Here is a 24,966-nt window from a genome sequence, read left to right on the forward strand (position 1 = left end):
GCCATAGCGCTTGGTCAGCGATTGGGTTTTCAGCATGCTGCTCATGGCTTGGGCTCCTCTCGCGCCGCCTTGGCGCGTGGCGTGAAGTGTTCAAGCCAGCCCATGAGACCAGTCCTGCCGAGGAGCGCGACCGCCAGGATGGCCAGGCCGAAGGGTGCCATCCAATGCTCGGTGAGCACCTTGAACACCTCCTCTATGCCCAGAAAAACCACCGCGCCCAACAACGGGCCGGCCACCGACCCCATGCCGCCCAGAACCACCATGACGATCAGTTCGCCCGACACGGTCCAGGCCATGGTGCTGGGTGAAGCGTAGGCATTGAGGTTGGCGAACAGCAAGCCCGCCAGCCCGCACAGCACCGCCGACAGCACGTAGGCGGCCAACTGGTACTCGCGGGGCGCCAGGCCGATGGAGGCCACACGGCGGGCATTCTGGCGGCCACCACGCAACGCCATGCCAAAGGGCGAATGGCGCATGCGTGCCGTCCATAGCAATAGCGCGACCAGCAGTATGAGCGAGGCCGCATAGACCGCCTGGGCGCTGGAAAGCGCATGACCGAAGAATTCGCTCGCGCCGGTGATGGTCAAGCCATCGTCGCCGCCAAACTGCTTGAGGCTGACAATGACGAAATAGCCCATCTGCGCGAACGCCAGCGTGATCATGATGAAGCCGATGCCGGTCGTACGCAGGCTGATCGCCCCCGTGACCGCACCGACCATGGCGCACGCACCGATGCACCAGGCCAGATGCACCCAGCCGCTGGTGATGCCGAAGTGAGCCGGCAGCGCGACGCTGTACATGCCGATGCCAAGGAACAGTGCATGTCCCAGGCTGACCAGCCCGCCAAAACCGAGCGCGATGTTGAGCGCGGCGGCGGCAATGGCGTAGATCAGCACGCGGGCGAAGAAACTGACCAGGAAGCTGTCCTGGGTCAGCGCAGCCAAGGCCGGCACGCCGGCCAGTCCCAGCACGACCAGCACCGGCAGCCAGCCGGCGGGATATCGCAAGGATTTCATGATCAAGCCCCTTTGTGCGCGGGAAAAAGGCCTTGGGGGCGGAAGGCGAGCACGACGGCCATCAACAGATAGACCAGCATCGATGCCAGTGCCGGTCCAGCCGCGTTGGCGATCTCACGGTCTGCCACGGCGCGCAGCAGCATGGGCAGAAAAGTCCGGCCCAAGGTATCCACCATGCCCACGATGATGCTGGCATACAGCGCCCCCTTGACGGAGCCGATGCCGCCAATCACGATGACCACCAGCGTGGTGATCAGCACAGGCTCACCCATGCCGCTTTGCACCGAAAGAATGGGGCCGGCCATGGCGCCAGCCAACGCGGCCAGTGCAGCGCCCAGGGCGAACAGCATGGCATTCAGGCGCTGAATGTTCACCCCCAGGGCGCCGACCATGGCCGGGTTGACCGAGCCGGCGCGGATCAGCATGCCCACGCGGGTGCGGTGGATCAGCCACTGGCTGCCCACGGCCACCGCCAGGCCCACGCCGATGATCAGGAAGCGGTAGCTCGGGTAGCTCAGGCCCATCAGATCGATGGTGCCGGACAGCGCCTCAGGCAGCGACACGAAGACCGGTTGCGGCCCCCAGATCATGCGCACTACCTCGTTGAAGAACAGCACCAGCCCGAAAGTGGCCAGCACGTGGTCGAGGTGGTCGCGCCGGTACAGCCGTGCCACGGCCACACGCTCCAGCACGAAGCCGACCACGGCCCCCGTCGCCAGAGCCGCCAGCACCGCCAGCAGAAAGGAGCCGGTCTGGCCGCCCACCACCGCGGCGGCGTAAGCCCCCAGCATGTAGAGCGAACCATGCGCCAGATTCACAAAGCTCATGATGCCGAAAACCAGCGTCAGGCCAGCGGCCAGCAGAAACAGCAGAACGCCGTACTGCAAGCCGTTGAGAAGCTGCGCGAGCAGCAACGTGGTGCTCATGGCTTATTTGCCCTTGCACAGGCTGGCGTACACGTCCTGGTGCTCGGCCAGAGGCGTGCCGAGCAGCTTGGCCGTGAGTTTGCTGCCCTCCTTGGAGGTCTGCACGGCGTAGTAGTTCTGCACCGGCATATTGTTGTTGTTGAACCGGAAAGGCCCGCGCACTGATTTGAGCTCAGCGCCCGCCGCCTTGACTGCGGCGGCAAAGGCGGCCTTGTCGCTGGTCTTGCCATTCACGCGCTTGACCGCGATATCCAGCAAGCGCACCGTGTCGTAGCCCACAGCGGCATAGAGGCTGGGTTCACGTTTGAATTTCTTGGTAAACGCCGCCACGAATTCGCTGTTGCCCGGCGCAGTCAGTACCGCATCCCACATGGCTCCCGAGATCACACCCACGGCAGCATCGCGCTGGGCACCGATGGTGGTGCCATCGACCGTGAATGCCGACAGCAGCGGCAACGTCTTGCCCAAGCCCGCCTGTGCGTACTGCTTGACGAAATTCACGCCCATGCCGCCCGGGTAGAACACGAAAACGGCATCAGCACCCGCCGCCTGCAGCTGAGCCAGCTCCGCCGAGTAATCCGGCTGGTTGACCTGCGTATAAACCTCATCGACCACCTTGCCCTTGTAGAGGCGCTTGAAGCCCGCCACGTAGTCCTTGCCCGCCTGGTAGTTGGGCGCCATCAAATAGACTTTCTTGAAGCCTTTGTCCTGGGCGTATTTGCCCATCGCCTCGGCCGCGCCATCGTTTTGCCAGGCCGTTGAAAAAACGTTGGGGAGGCAGCCGGCGCCGGCCAGCGGCGACGGGCCGGCATTGGTGGCGATAGCCACGGTGCCCGACTCCTTGATGCGGGGAAGGCTGGCCATCAGCACATTCGAAAAACCCAGGCCGACGATGGCGTCGACTTTGTCGCGGTCAATGAATTTGCGCGCGATCTGGTTGCCCATTTCGGGTTTGAGCTGATCATCCTCGCGCAGCACACTGGCAGCCTGCCCGCCCAGCTTGCCACCCAGTTCCTCAAGGCCCAACATGAAGCCGTCATATTGATCCTGCCCGACAGCCGCGACGGGACCGGACAAAGGTGCAAAGAAGCCGATTTTCACGTCGGCACGGGCTTGCATGGCGAGGCTCAAGGCCGAAGCGGCAAGTAGCAGGGAAATGGAGGTGGGTCGTGTCATTCTTGTCTCTTGTGAAGGCCTGGAGCGGTCCGAAAACCGCCGTGGCGGGTTGAAAATCCAGCGAGGAGAAGGAAGCCGGGGCTCAGGACAGCTTGAGCATCACGCGCTGGTTCTCGATCCTGATCGGGTAGGTGCGCAGCGGCTCGGTCACGGGCGCGCAGGTGGGTTGCCCATTCCGCACATCGAACTTGCCCTGATGCAGCGGGCATTCGATCTCATGCCCTTCCAGGAAGCCATCGCACAAACGAGCGGCCCCATGCGTGCACAGGTTGTCGGTGGCGTAGACCTCATCGCCCAAGGTGTAGATGGCAATGTCCCTGCCCTCGACAATAACGCCCACCACGTCGTCCGTGGGCAGATCGGTGACGGCCAGCGCGTCGGTCCATGGTTCGCTCATGCAGGTCTCGCTCAAATGGGGTAAATAATGGAGTTGGGGATCATTTCGCTGTCGTAGATGCACTCGCGCGAGGCGAACTTCAGCCCCTCGGGGGTGCGCACCACCTTGTCCAGGTAGCGGCCCACGTTGAACACCGTGGAGGCCTGCGACAGCTTGGTGCGAAACACCGCGTAGTTCGCCTCGCAGCGCCAACCGTCCGCCTCCACCTGGCGCACCACGGGGCTGCCCACCACATGGCGCTGGTAGTACGGGTCATGGAACAGCGTTTCCTTGATACCGTAGACGCGATCCTTCAGCATGCCCTTGCTGCTGAAGGACAGCGTGGCCAGCGGGAAGCCGCGCTCATGGTTCTCGCGCGGCTGCAGGCGATAGGTGCATTGCTCAATGAAGAACTCGGGCCACAGCTCCCAGTCATTCGAATCGACAGCGCTTGCATAGTCGGCATAGAGCTGGTTCAACTCCAGCCAGTCCTGGAACTCGATCTTGATGCTCATCGCTCAGTCCTCCATCACGTCGCGCCAGTAGCGGTACATGCCGCGAATCAGGGTCTCGGTCACCATGTGATCGGTATCGCCCACTTCGGTACCGCCCAGTTCGGCGACAGCACGATGGAACGGTTTGCTCTCGAAGGATTCCTGCGAGAACTCGATCACCTCGCCGTCGTCGGCAGACACAAAACCGGCCGGGCCGAACAGATTGGCCTGGCGCAGCCGCCGGTCGGTCATCTCGGGCGTGTCGTCCTCAAAACCGAAATGCGTCCACACGAAATCGAATGAACCATTGCCCGTCGGCTGGATGTGGCGCGTGGAAACGCTATTGACCTGCTGCTGGAGGATCACGCTGGGGAAAATGGTGGTCATCACCGCCGTGGGGCCGCCCCACCAGGGCTCGGGCACGATGTCCAGAAAGCTGGGGTCGTGGAGTTGCATGCTCTCCTTGAAGCTCGATACCTGCGTGACCTGATCGGCCTTGCCGCCCGTGCCGCGCGTGGAGATCATGGCTGCATGGCGATAGCGGTCGTCCATCTTCAGCTCCGAGCGGTTGTCGGCGCGCCACAGCCCGAAGGTCACAAACCAGGTGTGCAACAGGCCTGGGTGATAGGGGTCCTTGATGTTTTCCTGCATGAGCTTCCAGTTGCCCGGAATGCTCTGGCGGTTGTAGCCCAGGATCTTGAGCTTGCGCCCGTTGAACAGACGATCGAAATAAGACAGGATCGCGGGGCCCAGGTAGTCCTCCAGCGATTCAACCTCGTGGTCGAAGGAGGCGAACACCACGCCGCCGCGCACCGCGACCTTGAGCTTCGTCAGACCATGGTCGCTGGTCTTGAAATCGGCCGGCATGCCGCCATTGACCTTGCCGTCCTGCTTGACGCCGCGGCGGAAAGGCACCCCTTGCAAATCACCCTTCAGGGTGTAGCTCCACTGGTGATAGGGGCAGACAAAATCCTTCTTGTTGCCGTGGCGTTCACGGCAAAAACGCATGCCGCGGTGCGCGCAAACGTTCTCCACCACATTGATGGAGCCGTCGGCATCCCGCACCATGATGACGGAGCGCTCTCCCACCACGGTCCGCTTGAAGTCGCCGGCGTTGGGCACTTCCGCTTCCAGCCCGACATAGCACCAGTGGCCTTTGTAGAAAAAACGCTCAAGCTCGCGCTTGTAGAGATCTTCACTGGTATAGGCCAGGAAGGGGAATTCGGTGCGTTCCATCACCAGCCCAACTGGGCTCGGCGGGAAAGATGCTCGAGACTTCGCTCATGGGAGATCCTCTTTGGGTGGGGGATTGAAATCAGGTACCGCTCGGGTAGAAGGCATCCGCGTGGATGTGCTCCGGCGCGAGGCCCAGCCGCTTGACCAGAAAAGTCACGGCCTCCACCATCGCGGGGGCTCCGCACAGGTAAGCCCGCCAGCCCGTCAACGACGGCAGGTCCTGCTCGATCGCGTCGGTGACCAGGCCTTGGCGCAGACCGCTCGCCACCGGGCCGGTCGCCACCACGATATGCAATTGCAAATTGGGATGCGAGGCGGCCATGGCTTGCAGGCGCTGGGCGTCATAGAGATCGCGCTCGCTGCGCACGCCGAAATAAAGATGAATCGGGTTGTCCATGCCGCCTTCGAGCGCACCGCGCACGATGGACAGCACTGGCGCCAAACCCGTACCGCCAGCCACGCAGAGCATGGGCCCCTCATGTTTGCGGCGCAAGTAAGCCGTGCCCAGCGGCCCGCTGATTCGCAGGGCCGCGCCGGGCTCCAACTGTTCGAACACGTGCTCTGTCACGCGGCCATCGAACACGCGGCGGATCTGGAACTCCCACTCTTCATCGCCAGGCAGGCCGGCCATCGAATAGGGGCGGATATGCTCAGGCGTGAATTGCAGCGTGGCGTATTGGCCCGGGCTGAACTCGATGGGCTTGGCCAGCTTGACGCGCAAACGCCGGATATCGTGGGTGGCCTCCTCGATGGCGACCACGGTGCCCTTGACGATCCGGGCCGGGTGAACCACCACCTCGTCCACTTCGGGCAATTCGATGGCGCAGCTTTCGGTCAATACGCTCTGGCAGGCCAGCACATAGCCTTCGCCCTCCACCTGCGGCCGGCCTGATTCAGGCCCGGAGTTGAGCACTTGCCCCCGCACCACGCGGCAACGGCAGGTGCCGCACCGCCCCGCCATGCAGCTGTAGGAGATGGGTACCTCGTTGGCACGCAGGACGTCCAGCAGGTTGTTGCCGACCTCGGCGCTGAGCACCCGCTTGAGGGGTTCGATCGTGATTTCCATGGTCTGCCGGCTACCAGCTTGCTTTGGCTGCAGTTGTCTTCTTGGGCTGGGATTCTGCGGACGGGAGGAATATCAGTCCATACATCGATCCTGATAGATAGAATCACTGGCGTGAATAATGCTCATCGCCATGAACCTGCGTGAACTGGATCTCAACCTGCTGGTGGTTTTCAATCAACTGCTGCTCGACCGCAGCGTTTCGGCCGCCGCCGAACATCTGGGGCTGACGCAACCGGCCGTGAGCAACTCGCTCAAGCGGTTGCGCACCCTCCTCCAGGACGAATTGTTCCTGCGCACCTCCCGCGGTATGGAGCCCACGCCCTATGCGTTGCATCTGGCCGAGCCCGTGGTCTACGCGCTCAACGCCCTGCAATCAGCCCTGACACGCCGCGACGCGTTCAACCCCGAGACCAGCGGGCGCACCTTCAACCTCGCGATGACCGATATCGGCGAGATCTATTTCATGCCGCCGCTGATGAATGCCCTGGCCCAGCGCGCGCCGCACATCCAGATCCACACGGTGCGTCCGCACACCGGCAACCTCAAGCTGGACATGGAATCGGGCGCCGTCGATCTGGCCGCCGGCCCTCTGCCGGATCTGCAGACTGGTTTTTTCAGACACGGCTGTTGCGCCACCGGTATGTATGCCTGTTCCGGCAGGACCATCCCACCGCGCGCTCCCCCATGAGCCTTGAGCAGTTCTGCGAACTGGATCATGTGGGCGTGCTGTCGGCCAGCACCGGCCATGGCGACATCGACGGCCTGATGGAGCGCGCCGGCATCCAGCGGCGCCTGCGCCTGCGCGTGCCGCATTTCGTGGCCGTGGGACCGATCCTGCAAAGCACCGACCTCATCGCCACTGTGCCCGAACGCTTTGCCGAACGCATACAGAACGCCTTCGGCCTCGCCAGTTCACCACACCCCGTGCGGCTGCCCGACATTGCCATCAACCTGTTCTGGCATGCCAAGTTCAACCGCGACCCTGCCAACCTCTGGCTGAGGCAATTGTTCGTGCAACTGTTCTCTGACGGTAGCCCAGGCAAGCTCCCCGAGGCCCAATCCTCTTAGAGCGTGTTTATGGTCTTAGGGCGGGCATTCATGCCCACCCTACAACGCCAAGACCAACCTTGCCGATTTGGCCCGCGAGCAACACGGCGTAAAGCAGTCGTTGCGTGCGCGCTCATCATCGCTCAAATACATGTCGTGGTGTTCGGGAATGCCCTCGCGCACGCCCGTCAGGCAAGTGCCGCAAATGCCCTGCTCGCATGACAGCGGCACCTCCACCCCGCAGCGCGCCAGCGCGGCCACCACGGTTTCATCGGCGGCCACGGTCACAACCTGCCCGGTACTCGCTACCTCGACCTCGAAGGTGCCCGCATCGGCTGCGGGCGCCACAGGCACAAAGGATTCGAAGTGGAAGCGCTCTTCCGGCCGTCCTCGCGCGGCCCATTCTTCGCGGGCGCAATCCAGGAAGCCAGCCGGGCCGCACACATAGGCACGGGCATTGGCATCTGCCTTGCTCAATACCGTGGCAAGCGCTGGCGGCTGGCCGGGCAACGCTTCGTCGTCAAAGTGTAGTGTGACCCGCCCCGCCAGGCGCTCCGATGCCAGCTCACTTTGGAACGGCGCCCGGGCACGCGAGCGCGCGAACAGATGCATGTGGAATTCGCACCCTCGTGCTGCCAATTCATAGGCCATGGCCAGCAGCGGCGTGATGCCGACGCCGCCGGCCAGCAACACGCTGGGCGCACTGTCGGCCTGCAGGCCGAACGCATGGCGCGGCAGGCCAATGGACAGCACCTGCCCTTCGAACACCTGCTCGTGCAGATACCGGGAGCCGCCCCGCCCCGCCTCCTCCCGCAGCACCGCGATCCGATAGCGGTTGCCTTGCGCGCCGCTCGCCTCTGGCTGGCCGCACAGTGAATACTGGCGCACCATCCCGTTGGGCAGATGCACATCTATATGCGCACCGGCCTGATAGGCCGGCAGCGTGACGCTGGCATCCACCGGGGTGATCTCGAAGGCATCTATGCCTTCGGCTTCGCGCCAGCGGCGTGCCACGCGAACGTTCAAGAGGCTCATGGATTGGCTCCGGCTCGTTTCATCCCTGCCTTATTTGAGCGGACAGGCTGCGGCGTAGGCATCCTGGTAGCTCTTGAATGGCGTGGAGATGGTTTTCAGGTTCAGGCGGCCCTTGGCGTCCTTGGCCACTTGCATGACGTGCATGGCCTGGATGGGGAAGTGGTTGTTGCCGAATTTCATGTCCCCCCGCACCGATTTGAAATCGGCGGCCTTGAGTGCAGCCATGAAAGCCTTCTTGTCGGCCACATTGCCCTTGACGTTGGCAATGGCCGAATCAAGCAGCAACGCGGCGTCGTAGCTCTGGGCGGCGTAGTTCGACGGAATGCGCTTGTACTTGCGCTCGAACTCATCGACGAACTGCTGGCTTTGCGGATTGCTGAAATCAGGAGCCCAGAAACCTCCGCTCACCACCCCCATCGCGGTGTCACCCACAGCGGGTAGCGTCAGCGCATCGACGATGAAGGTCGACAGCAGCGGCACCTTGCGGATCAGGCCGGCCTGCGCATATTGCTTGGCGAAAGCCACACCCAGCCCGCCGGGATAGAAAGCGAACACGGCATCCGGATTGGCCGCAGCCACCTGAGACAACTCAGCCTGGAAATCCAGTTGGTTGAGCGAGGTATAGACCTCTTCAGCCAATGCGCCCTTGTAGTGGCGCTTGAAACCGCTCACGATATCCTTGCCGGCCTGGTAGTTGGGCGCCAGCACGAACACCTTCTTGTAGCCCTTCTCCGTCGCATACTGGCCGATGGCCTCCGCCGGCTGATCGCCCTGCCACGAGGTAATGAACTGATAAGGCGAACATTGCGCGCCGGCGATCTGCGAGGGACCGGCGTTGGAGCCGATCAGGAACACCTCATTGCCGGTGATGTACTTGTGCACCGCCATCATGATGTTGGAAAAGGAGATGCCGGTGATGATGGACACCTTGTCCCGCTCCACCAGCTTGCGGGCCAGTTGCGTGGCCACATCGGGCTTGAGTTGGCTGTCTTCCTTGATCAACTGCACCGGCACGCCGCCGAGCTTGCCGCCGTTGCGCTCAAGCAGCAGGTTGAAGCCGTCAAGCTGATCCTGCCCCACGGCTGCCTGCGCGCCCGACAGCTCACCGATGAAGCCGATCTTGATCGGCGTCTGGGGTTGGGTTTGCGCCTGAGCAAAGGAAAGAGAGCCCAAGGCCAGCGCAGCCAGGGTGATTTGAGCGAGTTTGAGTTTCATTCTTGTCTCCTACAGTCATGTGGGCGGCTCACAGAGCCTCTTCTTTGATCAGGCGCTCGATCTGCCGGCGCATGCGCACCGGACCGGCATCGACGGTCAGCAGCACCGGTTTCATGGCCCAGAAATCCTGGTCGCCAATGGCGGCCTGCTGAGCGTCCAGGAAAGGCTTGTCCTGGTCCTCGAAGGCCATGCGGCGCAAGCGCGAAAACTCGCTCGCCTGGGCTTCGTCGAGCTGCGTGCCGGGCGGCATGACAGCCGCGAAGTGGTAGTGCGTAGTCTTCTCGGTTTCGGGTGTCAGGATGTGCACACCGTAGTACCACCCCCTGTCCTCGCGCTGGCCACCCACCTCGTGCACACCGGTATCCAGCAGAAAATTGCTGGGTGGAATCCAGGTCATATGGGTCCACATATCCACCGGCTTACCGTCGCGGCGGTAGACCATATCGAAAATGCGGGGCACGGAGATGTTGGGCATCCAGCGCTTGCAGATGAGCGTGCCGTCCTTCTCCTCCAGCGTCTGATCGGCGCCACGCTGCTCGGGGCTGCCCAGAAAACCGTCGTGCAGATAAGTGATGTGGCTCAGGTCCAGCAGGTTTTCGCCCATCAGCTCGTAGTTGGCCTCGATGTTCAGGTAGCCATGGCTGGTGCTGAAGCCCTCGCGCTGCTGTAGCGCGTCGTAGTTGGGCAGCTTGGCGCGATCGGCTTCGCCCGTGCCCATCCAGATCCAGACCATGCCCTGGCTCTCGGCCAACGGATAGGAGCGCACCTTGGCCGCTGCCGGGATCTTGCCGTCGCCGTGCGGGTTGTCCACACACTTGCCCGTGCAGTCGAAGGTCAGCCCGTGGTACTGGCACCTGATGTTGTCTTGCTTGAGCACGCCCATGGACAGCGGCACGAAACGGTGCGGACAGCGGTCCAGCAAGGCGGCGGGCGTGCCATCGGTCTTGCGATAGAAAACGATGGGCTCATCCAGCAGCCGGCGCTTGAACATGGCGCCAGGTTGAATATCGCTGCTCCAGCAGGCCAGGTACCACGCATTGCGTATGAATGCCATGTAGATCTCCTCGTGGGGAAAGTGGGCGGAAAAATTTCTTGAAATAGTTGGGCGCGATCTTAAAAGAAACAGAGCAGGCGGTTTGTAAGTGAATTCCCTAAGATGTGACTTCCCCGGAATCGCTTAGAACGGATTCAGGTTCTTGACGTGCTCATGTCCTTAAATACGCCATGGGAGCGCGGCCATTCATAATTCCCATGGATCACCATGCTTTCGCAACACCACCATGCCCAGCGCTTCCCTACCTGAGGATCAGACCGAACCGCAACCGCCCGCCCCTCGCCGCGAGCGCCGCACACAGGCCGACCGCACCCGTGCCACGCGTGAAAAACTGATGCAAGCCGCCATCGATGTGCTGCTGGAGCAAGGCTATGGCCGGCTGACGACCAAGGAGGTGGCGAGGGTCGCCGGTGTTTCCAATGGCGCGCTGATGCACCACTTTGCCTCCAAGGCGGAGCTGGTGGTAGCCGCCACGGCCATGGTCTACGAAGAAGCCATCGTGCGCGGCCAGCGCGTGGCGCAGACGGCGGATGCTGATCTCAACCCCATCGAGGGTTATCTGAGCGATTGCCTGAGCGTCTACTTCGACTGGCCCTTCATTGCCGCGCTCGAAAGCATCGTCGTGGCCCGCACGGACCCCGAATTGCTGGAGCAAATCCTGCCCGTGATGGAGCGCTATCGCACCACTTGCGACGACATCTGGCTCAAGGTCTTCAAGCGCGCCGGCCTCCCCTCATCCCGGGCCAAGGTCTTGCTCAACCTCACACTGAACCTGACACGCGGCATGGCCATCAACCGCCTGTGGCGGCATGATGACCGCAACTACCAGAGTTATCTCAAGGAATGGGTAGCCATTGCTGAACGGGAAATGGCCGCATCCGTCAACCCAGCCAACCCCTGATGATCACTTCAGCCCGAGTGCATGCAGCAAGCGAGAGGCCTCCATGTGTTCGGGCGCTGTGGGCCAGGAACCGTCGATCAGCTCAACCATGCGCGCGTTGCGCGGTGCCGGTACACCCGTAGATTTCGCCAGACGCACCACCTCTCCGCAGAGCGCATCGACTTCAGTGCGCCGGCCCATGGCCAGATCATCCGCCATGCTGGAACGCGCCTGTGCATCGATCCGCAGCATGCGCGCCGCCAGCACGCGGAACAGCCAATCGGGCAAACGCAGGATCGCCGGCAGCCGATGCGGCGGCACAGGCGTCAGCCGCGCAGGTTGAATGCCGGCAGCACGCAGCACGGCCAGCGCCTCGTCCATCAGACTGGCAAAAACTTGCCGGTAACCGCGTTGCATCAGCTCGGCGCGCAGCGGCAAGCCTGACAGCGCATTGACGGGATTATTCAGATTGAGCAGCAGCTTGCCCCATTGAACCGGCCGCAGATCGGCATGCAATTCAAGCAGCAACCCGGCTCGCGTAAAAAGCGGCTGCCATGCGCGGAGCACCGCATCGTCCTGCGCCGCCAGATGCCCTTCCGTGCCCTGGTGATAGTGCCCTGGCGCCAATTCAGCCACGTTGAAAGACACCATGCCCGGCAGCACGCGCAAGGCGGGTGCCGCTGCCTGGGCCTGCGGCGCATTGGCAAGGCCATTCTGCAAGGATAACACCGGCGCACCCGCTGGCAGCACCTGGGCCAGCGCGCTGGCGGCTTCGGCCGTGGCACCGCTTTTGACCGTGAGCAGCACCAGGGATGGCGCCGGCATGGTGGCGCGCAATATCTCCACGCTCTCCACCAAGTGCAGGGCCGCCGGAGACAGTTGGTGGCGCCTGCCGAACACATCGGTCAGAGTCAGGCCCTCCCGGGCCAGCGCTTGATTCACACGAGGGCGGGCGATGAACACCACGTCCGCCCCCGCTGCGGCCAGGCAGCCCCCGACAAAGCACCCTATCGCCCCAGCGCCCATGACCCAGATGGGCCCAGGCGCCGCGGACAGCGGGGTGCTCTGCGGACTCACACGCGCTCAGCCACCCAGGCCTGGACAGACTCCAGCGCCTTCGGCAGCCCGCTGGCATCAGTGCCGCCCGCCATGGCCATGTCGGGTTTGCCGCCGCCCTTGCCGCCTACCTGCTGGGCCACGAAATTGACCAGCTCGCCCGCCTTGACCTTGCCTACGCTGTCGGCCGTGACACCGGCCGCCAACTGGACTTTGGCGCCGTCCACGGCGGCCAGCACGATGGCCGCCGTCTTGAGCTTGTCCTTGAGCTTGTCCATGGTCTCGCGCAGGGTCTTGGCGTCAGCCCCCTCCAGCTTGGCGGCAAGCACCTTGATGCCCTTGACATCGACCGCCTGAGTCAGCAGTTCGTCGCCCTGCGAGGAAGCCAGCTTGCCCTTGAGCTGGGCGATCTCCTTTTCAAGCGTTTTCACCTGATCGAGCACTTGCCCGAGGCGGCCTTGCACTTCGGAAACAGGGGCTTTCAGGGTAGCGGCCACACTGTGCAGCGTGGATTCGACCCCTTGCAGGTAAGCCAGCGCGTTGGCGCCGGTGATCGCCTCGATACGCCGCACGCCGGCAGCCACGCCGCCCTCGCTCACGATCTTGAACAGGCCGATATCGCCGGTGCGCGCCACGTGCGTGCCGCCGCAGAGTTCGCGGCTGGTACCGATATCGAGCACGCGCACGGTTTCGCCATATTTTTCACCGAACAGCATCATGGCGCCGGTCTTCTGAGCGCTCTCGATGTCCATCACGCGGGCCTGTGTGGCGGCGTTGGCCAGAATCTCGTCGTTCACGCGGCGTTCGATCTCGGTGATCTGCTCCGGCGTGACCGCCGCGTTGTGCGCGAAATCGAAGCGGGTTTTTTCCGCATCGACCAGCGAGCCTTTTTGCTGCACGTGCGCGCCCAGCACCTCGCGCAAGGCCTTGTGCATCAGGTGCGTCACGCTGTGGTTGCGCATGGTGGCGGCGCGGCGCTGCTGGTCAACCCGGGCGTCGATCACGTCGCCCACCTTGAGCGAGCCCTGCGTCATCGTGCCGTGGTGGCCATAGACGTCGGCGCGGATTTTCTGCGTGTCCTGCACGCCGAATTCGACCCCCTCGCCTGCCAGCACCCCTTGATCGCCCACCTGGCCGCCTGATTCGGAATAGAAGGGTGTGGTGTCCAGCACGACGATGCCGTTCTGCCCTTCCTTCAAGACCTCCACGGGAGTGCCTTCTGCATAGAGCGCGAGCACTTTGCTGGTGTGCGCCAGCTCGTCGTAGCCAGTGAAGGTGTTGGCCGTGCCGCTGTATTCAACGGCCTTGTCCATCTTGAACTTGCCCGCGGCGCGGCCTGCGGCCTTCTGGCGCTCCATGGCGGCATTGAAGCCGGCTTCGTCCACCGTCACGCCGCGCTCACGGCACACGTCCTGGGTCAGATCGAGCGGGAAACCGTAGGTGTCGTGGAGCTTGAAGGCCACTTCGCCCGGCAGTGAGGTTTGCCCGTTGGCCAGCGCGCCGTCGAGGATTTCCATGCCATTGGCCAGCGTCTCGAAAAAGCGCTCTTCCTCGGCCTTCAGCACCTCGCCCACGCGCTGCTCGTCAGCGGCCAGGCGGGGATAGGCGGCGCCCATCAGCCTGGCCAGATCGGGCACCAGCTTGTGGAAGAAAGGCTTCTTCTGGCCCAGTTTGTAGCCGTGCCGGATGGCGCGGCGGATGATGCGCCGCTGCACGTAGCCGCGGCCTTCATTGCTGGGGATCACGCCGTCGCTGACGAGGAATGACGTCGCGCGGATGTGGTCTGCGATCACCTTGAGCGAGGGATTGGCCAGATCGGCGCATCCGGTCTCACGTGCGGAGGCCTTGATGAGCATATCGAACAGATCGATCTCGTAGTTGCTGTGCACGTGCTGCAGAATGGCCGCCAGGCGCTCCAGGCCCATGCCGGTGTCCACACACGGGGCGGGCAACGGGGTAAGGCTGCCATCTTCATGCATTTCGAACTGCATGAACACGTGGTTCCAGATCTCGATGAAGCGGTCGCCGTCTTCGTCGGGCGATCCAGGGGGCCGCCAGGGATCTCGGGACCATGGTCGTAGAAGATCTCGCTGCAAGGGCCACAAGGGCCTGTGTCAGCCATCATCCAGAAGTTGTCGCTCTTGTAGCGGCCGCCTTTGTTGTCGCCAATGCGGATCACGCGCTCGGGCGGCAGGCCAATGATCTGCGTCCAGATGCCGTAGGCTTCATCGTCTTCCTCATAGACGGTGGCCAACAGGCGCTCAGGGGGCAGCCCGAACACCTTGGTCAGCAGCTCCCACCCCCACTCGATGCTTTCCCGCTTGAAATAGTCGCCGAACGACCAGTTGCCCAGCATTTCGAAGAAGGTATGGTGGCGCGCGGTGTAGCCCACGTTCTCCAGATCGTTGTGCTTGCCGCCGGCCCTCAGGCACGCTTGCACACTGGCGGCACGCACGTAGGGGCGCTTGTCGGTGCCGAGGAAGACATCCTTGAACTGCACCATGCCGCTGTTGGTGAACATGAGCGTGGGGTCGTTGCCGGGCACCAGCGGGCTGCTCTGCACCACGGTGTGGCCCTTGCTTTCGAAGAAATCGAGGAAAGTCTTGCGGATTTCCGCGACAGAGATGGGAGGGCGAGAAGTTTTCATATTCTTTGGCGGCCACAACCGCCGGCAACTCGCGCCGCACGGGCGAACGCGTGGCAAGGCGCGAAATTCGGGCTTTTGATGGAATTAGCCAAATTTTAGCTGTTTCACCCTGGCGAACGCCCTGCTCCGAAACGCCCTAGCCTGTGATAGCGTGGTGGCTGGGATTTCAGCTCTGACCAGATCAGATCAATATGAGCCGCTTGCCAGCGGATGGCCTGCGTCAAAGGCTGCAAGCTGAGCTTATCCGCGCGGCGCAGGGTGGTCAGATGCGGCTTCCAGCCTTGCGTGGCGGCGGGCAGGCCGATCTGGCGGGCGAATCTCGCGGTGGCCAGATGCAGTGCGGCCAATTCCGGGGTCAGTTCGGGTGTCAGCACGGCAATGATTCCACTGGGCGCATGCCATAGCTCGGCCTGGGTGAGTACAATTTCAAACGGCTCGAAACGCAGATCCTGCAGCGCCACCAGCCAGTCCCGTTCGTGCGGCGCATCGACCTGATTGAAGAACTGCAACGTGATGTGCATGCGCTCGGGTATGGGGTGCAGCCGGCGCGGCTGGCCCGGCCAGCGCTGTCTCTCGGCGTCAATGGCTGCGCAGGCGCTGGCGTCTGGAAACAGCGCGGTAAAAAGGCGCCTGGGCGCGGTGGGGATCGGGAGCGAATCCATATCAAACAGGCCCGCCTGGGTATAACTGGCTGAATTAAATGCGAAAGATGACATAGCCAGCGCCTTGGCCGTTAATGAAAGTCACGGCTGGTGGTCGATTCGGCCAACCGGCCGAGCCAGGGTGTCAGGTCATGCATGCGCTGGGCAATCAGGTGCCGCACCTGGCCACCACTGTCCTTGTCCTTCTGCCACTCGCCCTCCACCGCCAGCAGGCGCGAGCGCAACAGCGCGTTGCGCTGCTGCTCGTCGATGCGGGCGCTTTTCCAGACGATGACGTTCACCGGGCCGGTTTCGTCCTCCAGCGTGACGAAAATGGTGCCTTTGGCCGTGCCGGGCTGTTGGCGGCCGATGACCAGACCGCAGGCAGTCACGCGCCGGCCATGCGGCAAGGCGCTCAATTCAGCGGCACTTTGCACGCCGCGCCGCGCCAGCCGCTCCCGCAGCAAAGCCAACGGGTGCTGGCGCAGCGTGAGGCCCAGGGCCGCGTAATCGTGCACGATCTCCTCGCCTTCAGGCGCGGCGGCGAAGGGCAGCACGGCTTCATCGACCGGCGCTTCGCGCAAAAGGCCTGGCGCCCGCCGCTCGCCAGCAGCCTGCCATACCTGCTGGCGCCGGTGGCCACTGAGGGAACGCAGCGCATCGGCGGCAGCCAGGGCATTGATGTCCCTGGTTTCCAGATCGGCGCGCAGGCACAAATCGTTCACGCTGGTGAAGGGGGCCTCCTTTCGTGCCTCCACGACTCTTTGGCCGGCCACCATGCTGAGCCCCTTCACCAGCAGCAGGCCCAGACGAACCGCTGGGCGGTCTTGCGTCAGCTCGGCAGGGCTTTCATCGCGGTTTGCATGTCTGCGCCCGTCCGCTCTCCCCTCTCCGCCATCCCCGCGCAAGCGAGGATCCAGGGGCGCTGGAACATCCGTACTGGATCCCCGCCTGCGCGGGGATGACGGGGGAAATGGAAATGCAGGAGATTCCAACGTGCATTCCCAATCGCTCACTGTCACATCGGGCGGCACCACCACCACATCGTGCCGGCGAGCATCCTGAATCAGCTGCGCCGGGCCATAGAACCCCATGGGCTGGGAGTTGAGCATGGCGGCCAGGAAGGCCTCGGGTTCGTGGCACTTGAGCCAACTGCTCTGGTAGGCGATCAGCGCGAAGCTGTAGGCATGACTTTCCGGGAAACCGTATTCGCCGAAACCCTCGATCTGCTTGAAGATACGCTCGGCATATTCCTTCTTGTAGCCATTGAGCAGCATGCCGGAGATGAGTCTTTCACGGTGCGGCCCCAGGCCCCCTTTTTCTTCCAGGCGGCCATGTCTCGGCGCAGCTTGTCGGCCATCTCGGCGCTGTAGCCCGCCGCAAGCATGGCCAACTGCATCACCTGCTCCTGAAAAATAGGAACGCCCAAGGTACGCTTCAAAGCCTTGGCCAGAAGTGGCTGGCTCTCCTCATCGTCTGGGTCTGCCAGATTGGGGGGTGGGTCTTTCGAGGAGCGCTCGTACTCAATGGGCAAACCTTTCCTGTGCCTCTCACGCGCCCTCAGATAGGGATGGACCATGCCTCCGCTGATGGGCCCAGGCCGCACAATGGCCACCTGCACCACCAGGTCGTAAAAACCCGCGGCCGCAAGCGAGGCAGCATGGACATCTGCGCTCGGCTTTCGATCTGGAAGGTTCCCACCGTGTCGGCCTTCGAGATCATGTCGTAGGTTGCCGGGCAACCGAGTGGGATATCGGAACAGGCAAAGGGCCGCCCTTTCCGGGCTGAGACCATGTCCAGGCAACGCCGCATGGCCGTCAGCATGCCAAGCGCCAGCACGTCCACCTTCATCAGACCCAAGGCTTCAAGATCATCCTTGTCCCACTGGATCACCTGGCGATCTTCCATGGCGGCCGGCTCCAGCGGCACCAGGCGATGCAAGGGGGTTTCCGTCAGAACGAATCCTCCCACGTGCTGGCTCAGATGCCGGGGCGCTCCACGTAGTTGCTCGGTCAACTCCAGCCATAAGGCTGCCAAATCTGGTGCCAGCGTGGTACCCACGCTCTGCGCCAGTTCACCCAGCCTATGCGCAGCCAATTCAGAATCAAACCAATGGTGATCCTTGGCAAAAGCATCGACCAGGCGTTCGTCAATACCCAATGCCTTGCCCGCATCGCGCAGCGCGCTGCGCCTGCGATAGCAGATGACGGTGGCAGCGAGCGCAGCGCGGTTACGCCCATATTTTTGGTAGATGTACTGAATGACCTCTTCTCGCCGCTCGTGCTCGAAATCGACATCAATATCTGGCGGATCATTGTGGCGCGCCTGACTGATGAAGCGCTCAAGCAGCGGGCTGGATACACGCGGATCTGCTTCTGTAATACCCAGGCAGTAGCACACCACCGAATTGGCGGCGGAACCACGCCCCTGACACAAGATACCTATGCTCCGCGCCTCGCGCACGATGTTGTGCACGGTAAGAAAATACATTTCATACTTGCAGGCGGCGATGAGCTTCAGTTCCTTGGCAATGAGGTCTCGAATATTCGAAAGGACACCGCCCGGAAAACGCCAGGCTGCACCTTCTTCCGTCAGGCGCGCCAAGGTCTCCGTGGGCGTCAATCCGTCTAGAACGCTTTCCTTCGGATAGTTGTAGCGGATCTCTTCCAACCTGAACACACAGCGCTCAGCCACCATCAGCGTGCCAGCCAGCAGTTCCTGTGAATACACCTCGGCCAGCCTCGCGTGCGGACGCAAATGACGCTCTGCATTGGCCTGCAACTCAAAGCCGCATGCATGAACCGGCCGGCCTAGCCGAATGGCGGTCATCACATCGTGCAAACGCTTGGCGGCGCGCACGTGCATGTGTACATCGCCAGCGGCAAGCAGCGGGCAGCCTGTTGCATGGCCGAGTTCCCGCATGAACGCCAGCCAGAGCGCATCATCGGCAGCGCCATTCAGTTCCACCAGAAGAGAGAGTTCGGAGCCAGACAGATTCCTGGCTTCCCTGAAGCCAGCCTGGGAGTCCATCCACTCAGGAACACTCGCAGCAGCCCGCCAAGGCGACCACAGCAGTTCGCACTCGCCCAACGCGGCCAACGTATCCTGCAGCGAGCCCATCTGATACTGCCCCTTGGGCGCCCCGCGTCGGGCTTTCGTGATGGCCTCGCACAAGTTGCCCCAGCCCTCCAGATTGCGCGCCAGCACCACCAGCGTACCCTGCCCTTCAAAACGGAATTCACTGCCATAGAGCAGACGCAACGGCTGCTTCATGCCCAGGGCAAGGCGCGCGGCGCGAATCTGCTTCAATTCCTCATCAAACTCATCGCTGCCCGACACGCACAGCTTCAACTCTCTCCAGGCCCGAACCACACCGGCCACCGAGCATTCATCGGTCATGGCCAACGCGGCGTACCCCAGCGCCCAGGCGCGCCGCACCAGATCTTCCGGGCTGGACGCGCCCCGCTGAAAGCTGAATTGCGTCAGGCAGTGAAGCTCGGCGTAACCAGCCAGCCCGCCGGCAGGCAGCGGCGCGGCGCGGCGGCGAACAGGCAGCCTGTGAATGGTGGCCGAGGAGACGGCGGCATCAGGCATACAAGCCTTGCAGAAACCAACGCGGCTTCTGGCTTTCATACTGTGAGGTGGGGCGCTCCCGGTACACCCACAACAATTCGGCCGTGGGGTTCTGCGCGATGTAGTAATCCCGCGCCGCGGGCACGCCTTGCGCCGGCATGGCCCCACCCCACCAGCCCGCCTCGATGCGGCGCGGCCCCGTCAGCAGGCGCAGCACGCCCCGGTGGCAAGGCTGGCCGTCTTGCACTTCGAGCGGCAAAGGTTCGCGCAACAACCAGGTGGGCGCCAAGGCATCAGGCAAAGAAGAAGCGCTGTTCTTGTCGGCTTTTTCCACCGCCGCCCGCCATTCCTGCGCGCACTCAGGCCGGTGGTCGGCATTCATGGCCGGTGACAGCACTTGCGTCGAACCCAGGCGCGCGCTGAGACGCTCGACAAAGGCATGCAGCGGCTCTCCGTGACGCTGTTCTTCGGGCAGGAAGCTGACGCTGCCCGCTTGCCATGGCGCTGTTTCGAGGGAACGCAGGCGCAGTTGGGCGGCAGGCGCGAGCAATTGCACCTGGGCCAGGCGCTCGGCCAGCAAGCGCCGCAAGTGCGCCATGGACTGCGCTGGCTCGGCGGTACGAATGACGAGAGCTTGATCCGGCGGCAATGGCCGGCCGTCCAGCCGCTTCAGATCCAGCGTCCACTTCAGCTCGAAAGCCAATACGCCCAACTGGCGTGCGCGCAGCCATATCTGCAATGCGGTGAGCAAACGGTTGGCTGACCACATCAGCGCCTGCGCGTCTTCCACGCGCGTGGGCAATTCCAATGACTGATCGAAGACGTCAGGCAACGTCAACCAGCAGTAGCTCTCCGGGGCCAGGCCCCAGGCCACATCGAGCGCGGCGCGCAGTTCTGTTCCGAATCGCCGCACCAGGGGGCCGCGCGGCAATGCTGTTACATCGCCCCAATTGCGGCAACCCAGGCGCGCCAGCAAATCGAGATGCGGACGTGCCGCGGTCAACGTGTCCAGCGGCAATGCGCCAGCCCCTCCGCCCGGCAGCGGCTGGCCAGCGGCCCGCAGGCGCAAACGCGCCAACGCGATGACGCCACCGGCTGCCTGCGCCTGGTAAAAGCCAGCCGAAACCGGGTTCGATTCAAGAATACGGCGCAGCAATGCTTGCCGCCCGCCCCACAGACGCAGGCTGCCCGAAACCTCCAGCAACAGCGCCTCATCGACCCAGGCCACGCGCGGCGTAAAACCCAGCGCCCACCATCCCAAGGCTTCGCGCATGCCAGGGTCTTCGCTCGGCGCAGAAAGAGGGGTTTCAGATGCACCAGCCGCACCAGTTCCACCAACTGCGCTGTTTGTGCCCTCTTCAGGCAGCCACTGCAAGGCGATCCAGTGCATAGGAGCTTTCTCGTTGCGTGGCAAAAGGCAATACGGCGGCACCAGCGGTTTCAGCCGTGTTGTCAGGAAAGTGATACTGGGCGCTGGCAGCCGCCAGCAGCGCTTGCATCTGTCCGCCCTGGGCATCCAGGAACAGAGGGGCGGCCAAGGGAGGCCCGCGGCGCTTCAGGATATTGACCTGCAAGCGGGACGCGGCGCCCTCCCGAGCCCTCGCCACTCGCACCGCCGCCCGCAACCGGGCCGGCGACGCCGAAGCCGCTGCCCCTTCAGGCCGCAGCACGAACAGCAAACTGCCCGCCCGCCGCGCCGCCGCTCCCTGCAGCCGCCGCAAATCGGCTGTGCGGGCACCAGGCAGCCAGGTCACGACGGAGCCCACGTCGGCGCAACGCAGCGCCTGCTCGGCAGCCCAAAGTGCGGCGGTAGCTGTTTCGGCACGAACCCACAGCACGGCCTGTGCCGGCAAGCCCGCGGCCGACAACGCTGGTATGAAAGGCTCATGGGGCGGACGGACCAGCACCACGGTTTCACCGCTGGCTTGCCAATGCGCCGCCAGCGCCGGCAACAGCAGAGACCAGACGGCGCCGTCGGCCATGGGCTGCAGCAACTCTGTCATCGCGCCCAAGGGCCAGCCGCCACCGGGCAGCTCGGCATCCAGCCGCGCGTGACCCGTGGCCATGGTTGGTGTGGTTCCTCCGGCCAGTTCATCGGCATGCCATATACCGGGAAAGCCGGCGCAGGAAGGCAATGATGCGAGCGAAGGGGAAAATGAAGATGCGCCCATGTTTATAAATAAAATACTGTTCTTTTATACAGTATTTTGAGGCATCTGTGAATCAGGATGCATCATGAACAGAGGATGCTCAGAATGAGCCACAATCATCCCCATGACAAAGATTAGCGACCGCCCTATCCGCCACCAATATGAAGACTTCATGCGCCACGTGAATGAGCATGGCGTGTTCAAGGCTGATCGGACCGGTACAGGCACGAAAAGCGTGTTTGGCTACCAGATGCGCTTTGATCTTAATGAGGGCTTTCCGTTGGTCACCACCAAGAAGGTGCACCTGAAAAGCATCATCCATGAGCTTCTGTGGTTCCTACGTGGCGACAGCAATGCGCGCTGGCTGCAGGAGCGGGGCGTATCCATCTGGGACGAGTGGGCCAACCCTGAAACGGGCGATCTGGGACCGGTATACGGTGTGCAATGGCGCTCATGGCCCACCCCGGACGGCGGGCATATCGATCAGATCGCCCAGGTGATCGACACCCTGAAAAACAACCCCGATTCACGCCGCATCATCGTCAGCAGCTGGAACGTGGCAGAACTGGGCAAGATGGCGCTGATGCCCTGTCATGCCTTCTTCCAGTTCTACGTGGCGGATGGCAAGCTCAGCTGCCAGCTCTACCAGCGCAGCGCGGACATCTTTCTGGGGGTTCCGTTCAATATCGCCAGCTACGCGCTGCTGACACACATGGTGGCCCAGCAGTGCGGCCTGGCGGTGGGCGACTTCATCTGGACAGGTGGCGATTGCCACATTTACTCGAATCACGAAGAACAAGTAAAGGAGCAACTGTCTCGCCAACCCTTCCCCTACCCCACGCTCGCCATACGCCGCAAGCCGCCCTCGATCTTCGATTACGACTACGACGATTTCGAGGTGCAAGGCTATGAGCATCATGCGGCCATCAAGGCACCTGTAGCGGTGTAGCACCAACCGCACAAGGCGTGCGCCGGGAGGTTGACGAGGTGTAGACTGCCATGCACCCCGCCTCTTCCAGCAAGCCACTCCACGCCCTGCTGCAAGAAGCATCGGCTCATCTGCAGCAGCGTTCGTTCGACTCTGCCCAGACGCTGCTGGATCAAGCGGTCCGCATGGCGCCGCAGATGCGCGATGTTCAAATGCTGCAGGCCATTCTGGCCGTGCAGACACGCCAGAACGAAAAGGCCGAACACATTTTCAAGGCGCTCCTGCGGCAAAACCCCTCCGATATCGATGCGCTCGCCAACCTGGGTTTTCTGCTGCTGCAAGTCGGGCGCAACCACGACGCCCTGGCCGTTCTCGAGCGCGCCATTCAACTCCAGCCTCGCCATGCCGGGTTGCACCTGAATCTCGGCGTTACCCAAGAAGCCCTGAACCGCCAGGATGACGCCCTGCAAAGCTATCAACGCAGCCTGGCGCTCAACCCTCGCGACGCCCAAACGCATTTCGTGGTGGGCAAGCTGCTGCAGGACCGGCAGGATTTTCAGGGAGCTTGCGCCAGCTATCAGCGTGCCTTGTCGCTCCATCCCAGCCACCCCGAGGCCTTGAGCAACCTCCTCTTCACGCACCACTACCTGGAGGATTTCAGCCCGTACGTGAACAGCACCCTGGCTCGACGGCTGGCCCAGGCGGCGAACACGGCACATCAGGGTCAGGCAAAAAAGGAAAGGCAGGAAAGACGCTCATCAAAGCCTTTGCTGAGAGTCGGTTTCGTTTCAGCCGATCTGCGCGAGCACCCTGTCGGCTATTTCCTTGAAACCACACTCCAGCAACTTGACCGCACGCGCCTTGCCTTGTTTGCCTACAGCAACAACATTTTCGAAGACAAAGTCTCCGCGCGTCTGAAGCCTCATTTCACGTGCTGGAGGGTGATTGAAGCGCTCAATGATCGCGATGCCGCCGCATTGATCCGGCAAGACCAGATCGATGTCCTGGTCGATCTATCCGGTTATACAGCAGGCCATCGCCAAGGGCTCTTCGCGCTGCGCGCGGCGCCGCTGCAACTCTCGTGGTTGGGCTACTTTTCCACCACGGGCCAATCGGCCATCGACTATGTGCTGGCAGACCCGGTCTGCGTTCCGCCTGAAGAAGAAGACCTGTTCGTTGAACGCGTCTGGCGCATGCCGGTCACCCGCTATTGCTTTACCGCGCCATCGAACGCCCCGGCCATATCCAGGCTGCCGGCACTGGAATCCGGGCACGTCACTTTTGGAAGCTTCCAGGCCCTGCAGAAAATCAACAATCGAGTGCTGCGCGCCTGGGCCGAGATTCTTCGCCGCGCGCCCAAGGCCCGATGGCGCATTCAAAGCAAGCAGCTTGATATCCCCGCCGGGCGCGCTCTGTTCGAAGCCCGCTTGGCGGCATGCGGCGTACCGCGGGAGCGGGTCCGCCTGACAGGAAGCCAGAGCCGGGCGGACTATCTGGCTTCGTATGGCGAGGTCGATCTGATCCTGGACACTTACCCTTATCCTGGCGGCACCACCACCGTCGAGGCCCTCTGGATGGGGGTACCCACCCTGACGCTTGCCCAGCCCGGCATGCTCGGGCGGCAAGGACAAAGCATCATGTCGGCCGCCAGGCTGGCCCATTGGGTTGTCGGCACGGAGGCCGATTATGTGGACCGCGCCACCCAGTGGGCAGAGGCCTCCGCCGAGCAACTGCAGGAATTGGCCCGCCTGCGCTCGGGCTTGCGGGAACGGATGCAAAAAAGCACTCTGCTCGATGCAACCCAGTTCGCCCGTGACTTCGAGCAGGCCATCGAGGGCATGTGGCAGGATGCCCAAACGTGAGGTCCTTGAGGTGTGCGAACTCCGGCACAATCAGCGCCTCGTTTTCCACGCAAAGCTGAAACACCCATGACACCCGTAATTGGCCTGATCTACGCACGCGCACGCAATGGCGTCATCGGGAAAAATGGCGTCATGCCCTGGCACCTGCCGGAGGATCTGGCCCATTTCAAACGCACCACGCTGAATCACCCGGTCATCATGGGGCGCAAAACCTGGGATTCGCTCCCTCCCCGCTTTCGCCCCTTGCCCGGCCGCACCAACATCGTGATCACACGGCAAACGACCTGGCAGGAAGAAGGCGCGCAGCGTGCCAGCAGCTTGCAGGAAGCGCTTGAACACTGCGCAGGCGCCGAGAGGGTCTGGGTCATCGGCGGCGCACAGATCTACGCCCATGCGCTGGCCTTGGCAGATGAGATTGTGGCCACCGAGATCGATGCCGATTTCGAGGGCGATGCCTATGCACCCGCGCTGGATGAATCATGGCAAGCCGTGGCCCGCGATAACTTGACCGCCGCCAACAACCTACGCCTGAGCTTCGTCACCTACAGAAAAGCCGGAAAAGCAGCCGCAGGCTAATTCCGCCAGCAT

The 24,966-nt window shown here is 62.8% G+C and carries 17 protein-coding genes and 4 pseudogenes; 5 read left to right on the forward strand and 16 right to left on the reverse strand.

Annotated features, from left to right (window positions below; translation table 11 throughout):
- Positions 1-41: 41 nt before the first annotated feature.
- The 7 genes and pseudogenes from WJU18_RS16990 to WJU18_RS17020 all read right to left on the reverse strand — a co-directional run bounded on the left by WJU18_RS16990 (position 42) and on the right by WJU18_RS17020 (position 6,290).
- The gene (locus WJU18_RS16990) at positions 42-1,016 is read right to left on the reverse strand and encodes a branched-chain amino acid ABC transporter permease (RefSeq protein WP_423454140.1); all 975 of its coding nucleotides are present in this window, start codon (positions 1,014-1,016) and stop codon (positions 42-44) included.
- 2 nt (positions 1,017-1,018) lie between these two features.
- Positions 1,019-1,942 (reverse strand): branched-chain amino acid ABC transporter permease, encoded by a 924-nt coding sequence (locus tag WJU18_RS16995; RefSeq protein ID WP_423454141.1) that lies wholly within the window; start codon positions 1,940-1,942, stop codon positions 1,019-1,021.
- A gap of 3 nt (positions 1,943-1,945) precedes the next feature.
- Positions 1,946-3,118 (reverse strand): ABC transporter substrate-binding protein, encoded by a 1,173-nt coding sequence (locus tag WJU18_RS17000; RefSeq protein WP_423454143.1) that lies wholly within the window; start codon positions 3,116-3,118, stop codon positions 1,946-1,948.
- 82 nt (positions 3,119-3,200) lie between these two features.
- The gene (locus WJU18_RS17005) at positions 3,201-3,515 is read right to left on the reverse strand and encodes a non-heme iron oxygenase ferredoxin subunit (protein WP_423454145.1); all 315 of its coding nucleotides are present in this window, start codon (positions 3,513-3,515) and stop codon (positions 3,201-3,203) included.
- 11 nt (positions 3,516-3,526) lie between these two features.
- Complete coding sequence (locus WJU18_RS17010; protein ID WP_423454147.1) at positions 3,527-4,009, reverse strand: aromatic-ring-hydroxylating dioxygenase subunit beta; 483 nt, start codon at positions 4,007-4,009, stop codon at positions 3,527-3,529.
- 3 nt (positions 4,010-4,012) lie between these two features.
- A pseudogene (locus tag WJU18_RS17015) lies at positions 4,013-5,273 on the reverse strand (aromatic ring-hydroxylating dioxygenase subunit alpha).
- Positions 5,274-5,303: 30 nt separating this feature from the next.
- A complete protein-coding gene (locus tag WJU18_RS17020; protein WP_423454149.1) occupies positions 5,304-6,290 on the reverse strand; it encodes a 2Fe-2S iron-sulfur cluster-binding protein in 987 nt (328 codons plus the stop codon).
- Positions 6,291-6,420: 130 nt separating this feature from the next.
- On the opposite strand from WJU18_RS17020, the pseudogene WJU18_RS17025 reads away from it, so the two are divergent.
- Positions 6,421-7,358, forward strand: a pseudogene (locus tag WJU18_RS17025) (LysR family transcriptional regulator).
- A gap of 39 nt (positions 7,359-7,397) precedes the next feature.
- Here the strand turns inward: WJU18_RS17025 and WJU18_RS17030 are convergent.
- The 3 genes from WJU18_RS17030 to WJU18_RS17040 are packed head-to-tail and all read right to left on the reverse strand — an operon-like array spanning position 7,398 to position 10,641.
- Entirely contained in the window at positions 7,398-8,372 is a 975-nt protein-coding gene (locus tag WJU18_RS17030; RefSeq protein WP_423454151.1) for a PDR/VanB family oxidoreductase, read from the reverse strand.
- 30 nt (positions 8,373-8,402) lie between these two features.
- Entirely contained in the window at positions 8,403-9,587 is a 1,185-nt protein-coding gene (locus WJU18_RS17035) for an ABC transporter substrate-binding protein (RefSeq protein ID WP_423454153.1), read from the reverse strand.
- A 28-nt stretch (positions 9,588-9,615) separates the two neighbouring features.
- Entirely contained in the window at positions 9,616-10,641 is a 1,026-nt protein-coding gene (locus WJU18_RS17040) for a Rieske 2Fe-2S domain-containing protein (RefSeq protein WP_423454155.1), read from the reverse strand.
- 226 nt (positions 10,642-10,867) lie between these two features.
- Here WJU18_RS17040 and WJU18_RS17045 point away from each other — a divergent pair, with 226 nt between their 5' ends.
- Positions 10,868-11,542 (forward strand): TetR/AcrR family transcriptional regulator, encoded by a 675-nt coding sequence (locus tag WJU18_RS17045; RefSeq protein ID WP_423454157.1) that lies wholly within the window; start codon positions 10,868-10,870, stop codon positions 11,540-11,542.
- Between the two features lie 3 nt (positions 11,543-11,545).
- Here the strand turns inward: WJU18_RS17045 and WJU18_RS17050 are convergent, their stop codons facing one another.
- The 6 genes and pseudogenes from WJU18_RS17050 to imuA all read right to left on the reverse strand — a co-directional run bounded on the left by WJU18_RS17050 (position 11,546) and on the right by imuA (position 21,609).
- Positions 11,546-12,547, reverse strand: a complete 1,002-nt coding sequence (locus tag WJU18_RS17050; RefSeq protein ID WP_423461027.1) for a 2-dehydropantoate 2-reductase — start codon at positions 12,545-12,547, stop codon at positions 11,546-11,548.
- Between the two features lie 47 nt (positions 12,548-12,594).
- Positions 12,595-15,224: pseudogene (gene alaS, locus WJU18_RS17055) on the reverse strand (alanine--tRNA ligase).
- A 104-nt stretch (positions 15,225-15,328) separates the two neighbouring features.
- Positions 15,329-15,940, reverse strand: coding sequence for a 2'-5' RNA ligase family protein (locus tag WJU18_RS17060; protein ID WP_423454159.1), 612 nt, complete (start codon positions 15,938-15,940; stop codon positions 15,329-15,331).
- Positions 15,941-15,957: 17 nt separating this feature from the next.
- A pseudogene (locus WJU18_RS17065) lies at positions 15,958-19,459 on the reverse strand (error-prone DNA polymerase).
- The gene (locus WJU18_RS17070) at positions 19,452-20,828 is read right to left on the reverse strand and encodes a Y-family DNA polymerase (protein WP_423454161.1); all 1,377 of its coding nucleotides are present in this window, start codon (positions 20,826-20,828) and stop codon (positions 19,452-19,454) included. Before WJU18_RS17070 ends, WJU18_RS17065 begins: the two are co-directional and overlap by 8 nt.
- The gene (gene imuA / locus WJU18_RS17075) at positions 20,797-21,609 is read right to left on the reverse strand and encodes a translesion DNA synthesis-associated protein ImuA (RefSeq protein ID WP_423454163.1); all 813 of its coding nucleotides are present in this window, start codon (positions 21,607-21,609) and stop codon (positions 20,797-20,799) included. Before imuA ends, WJU18_RS17070 begins: the two co-directional genes overlap by 32 nt.
- A gap of 112 nt (positions 21,610-21,721) precedes the next feature.
- Here imuA and WJU18_RS17080 point away from each other — a divergent pair, with 112 nt between their 5' ends.
- The 3 genes from WJU18_RS17080 to WJU18_RS17090 all read left to right on the forward strand — a co-directional run bounded on the left by WJU18_RS17080 (position 21,722) and on the right by WJU18_RS17090 (position 24,954).
- Positions 21,722-22,537 (forward strand): thymidylate synthase, encoded by an 816-nt coding sequence (locus WJU18_RS17080; RefSeq protein WP_423461028.1) that lies wholly within the window; start codon positions 21,722-21,724, stop codon positions 22,535-22,537.
- A gap of 50 nt (positions 22,538-22,587) precedes the next feature.
- On the forward strand, positions 22,588-24,378 hold the full coding sequence (locus WJU18_RS17085; RefSeq protein ID WP_423454164.1) for a tetratricopeptide repeat protein: 1,791 nt from the start codon (positions 22,588-22,590) through the stop codon (positions 24,376-24,378).
- A gap of 66 nt (positions 24,379-24,444) precedes the next feature.
- On the forward strand, positions 24,445-24,954 hold the full coding sequence (locus WJU18_RS17090) for a dihydrofolate reductase (protein ID WP_423454166.1): 510 nt from the start codon (positions 24,445-24,447) through the stop codon (positions 24,952-24,954).
- Positions 24,955-24,966 lie beyond the last annotated feature (12 nt).

The sequence above is a fragment of the Ottowia sp. VDI28 genome (genome assembly GCF_049532675.1).
GTDB lineage: Bacteria > Pseudomonadota > Gammaproteobacteria > Burkholderiales > Burkholderiaceae_C > Ottowia.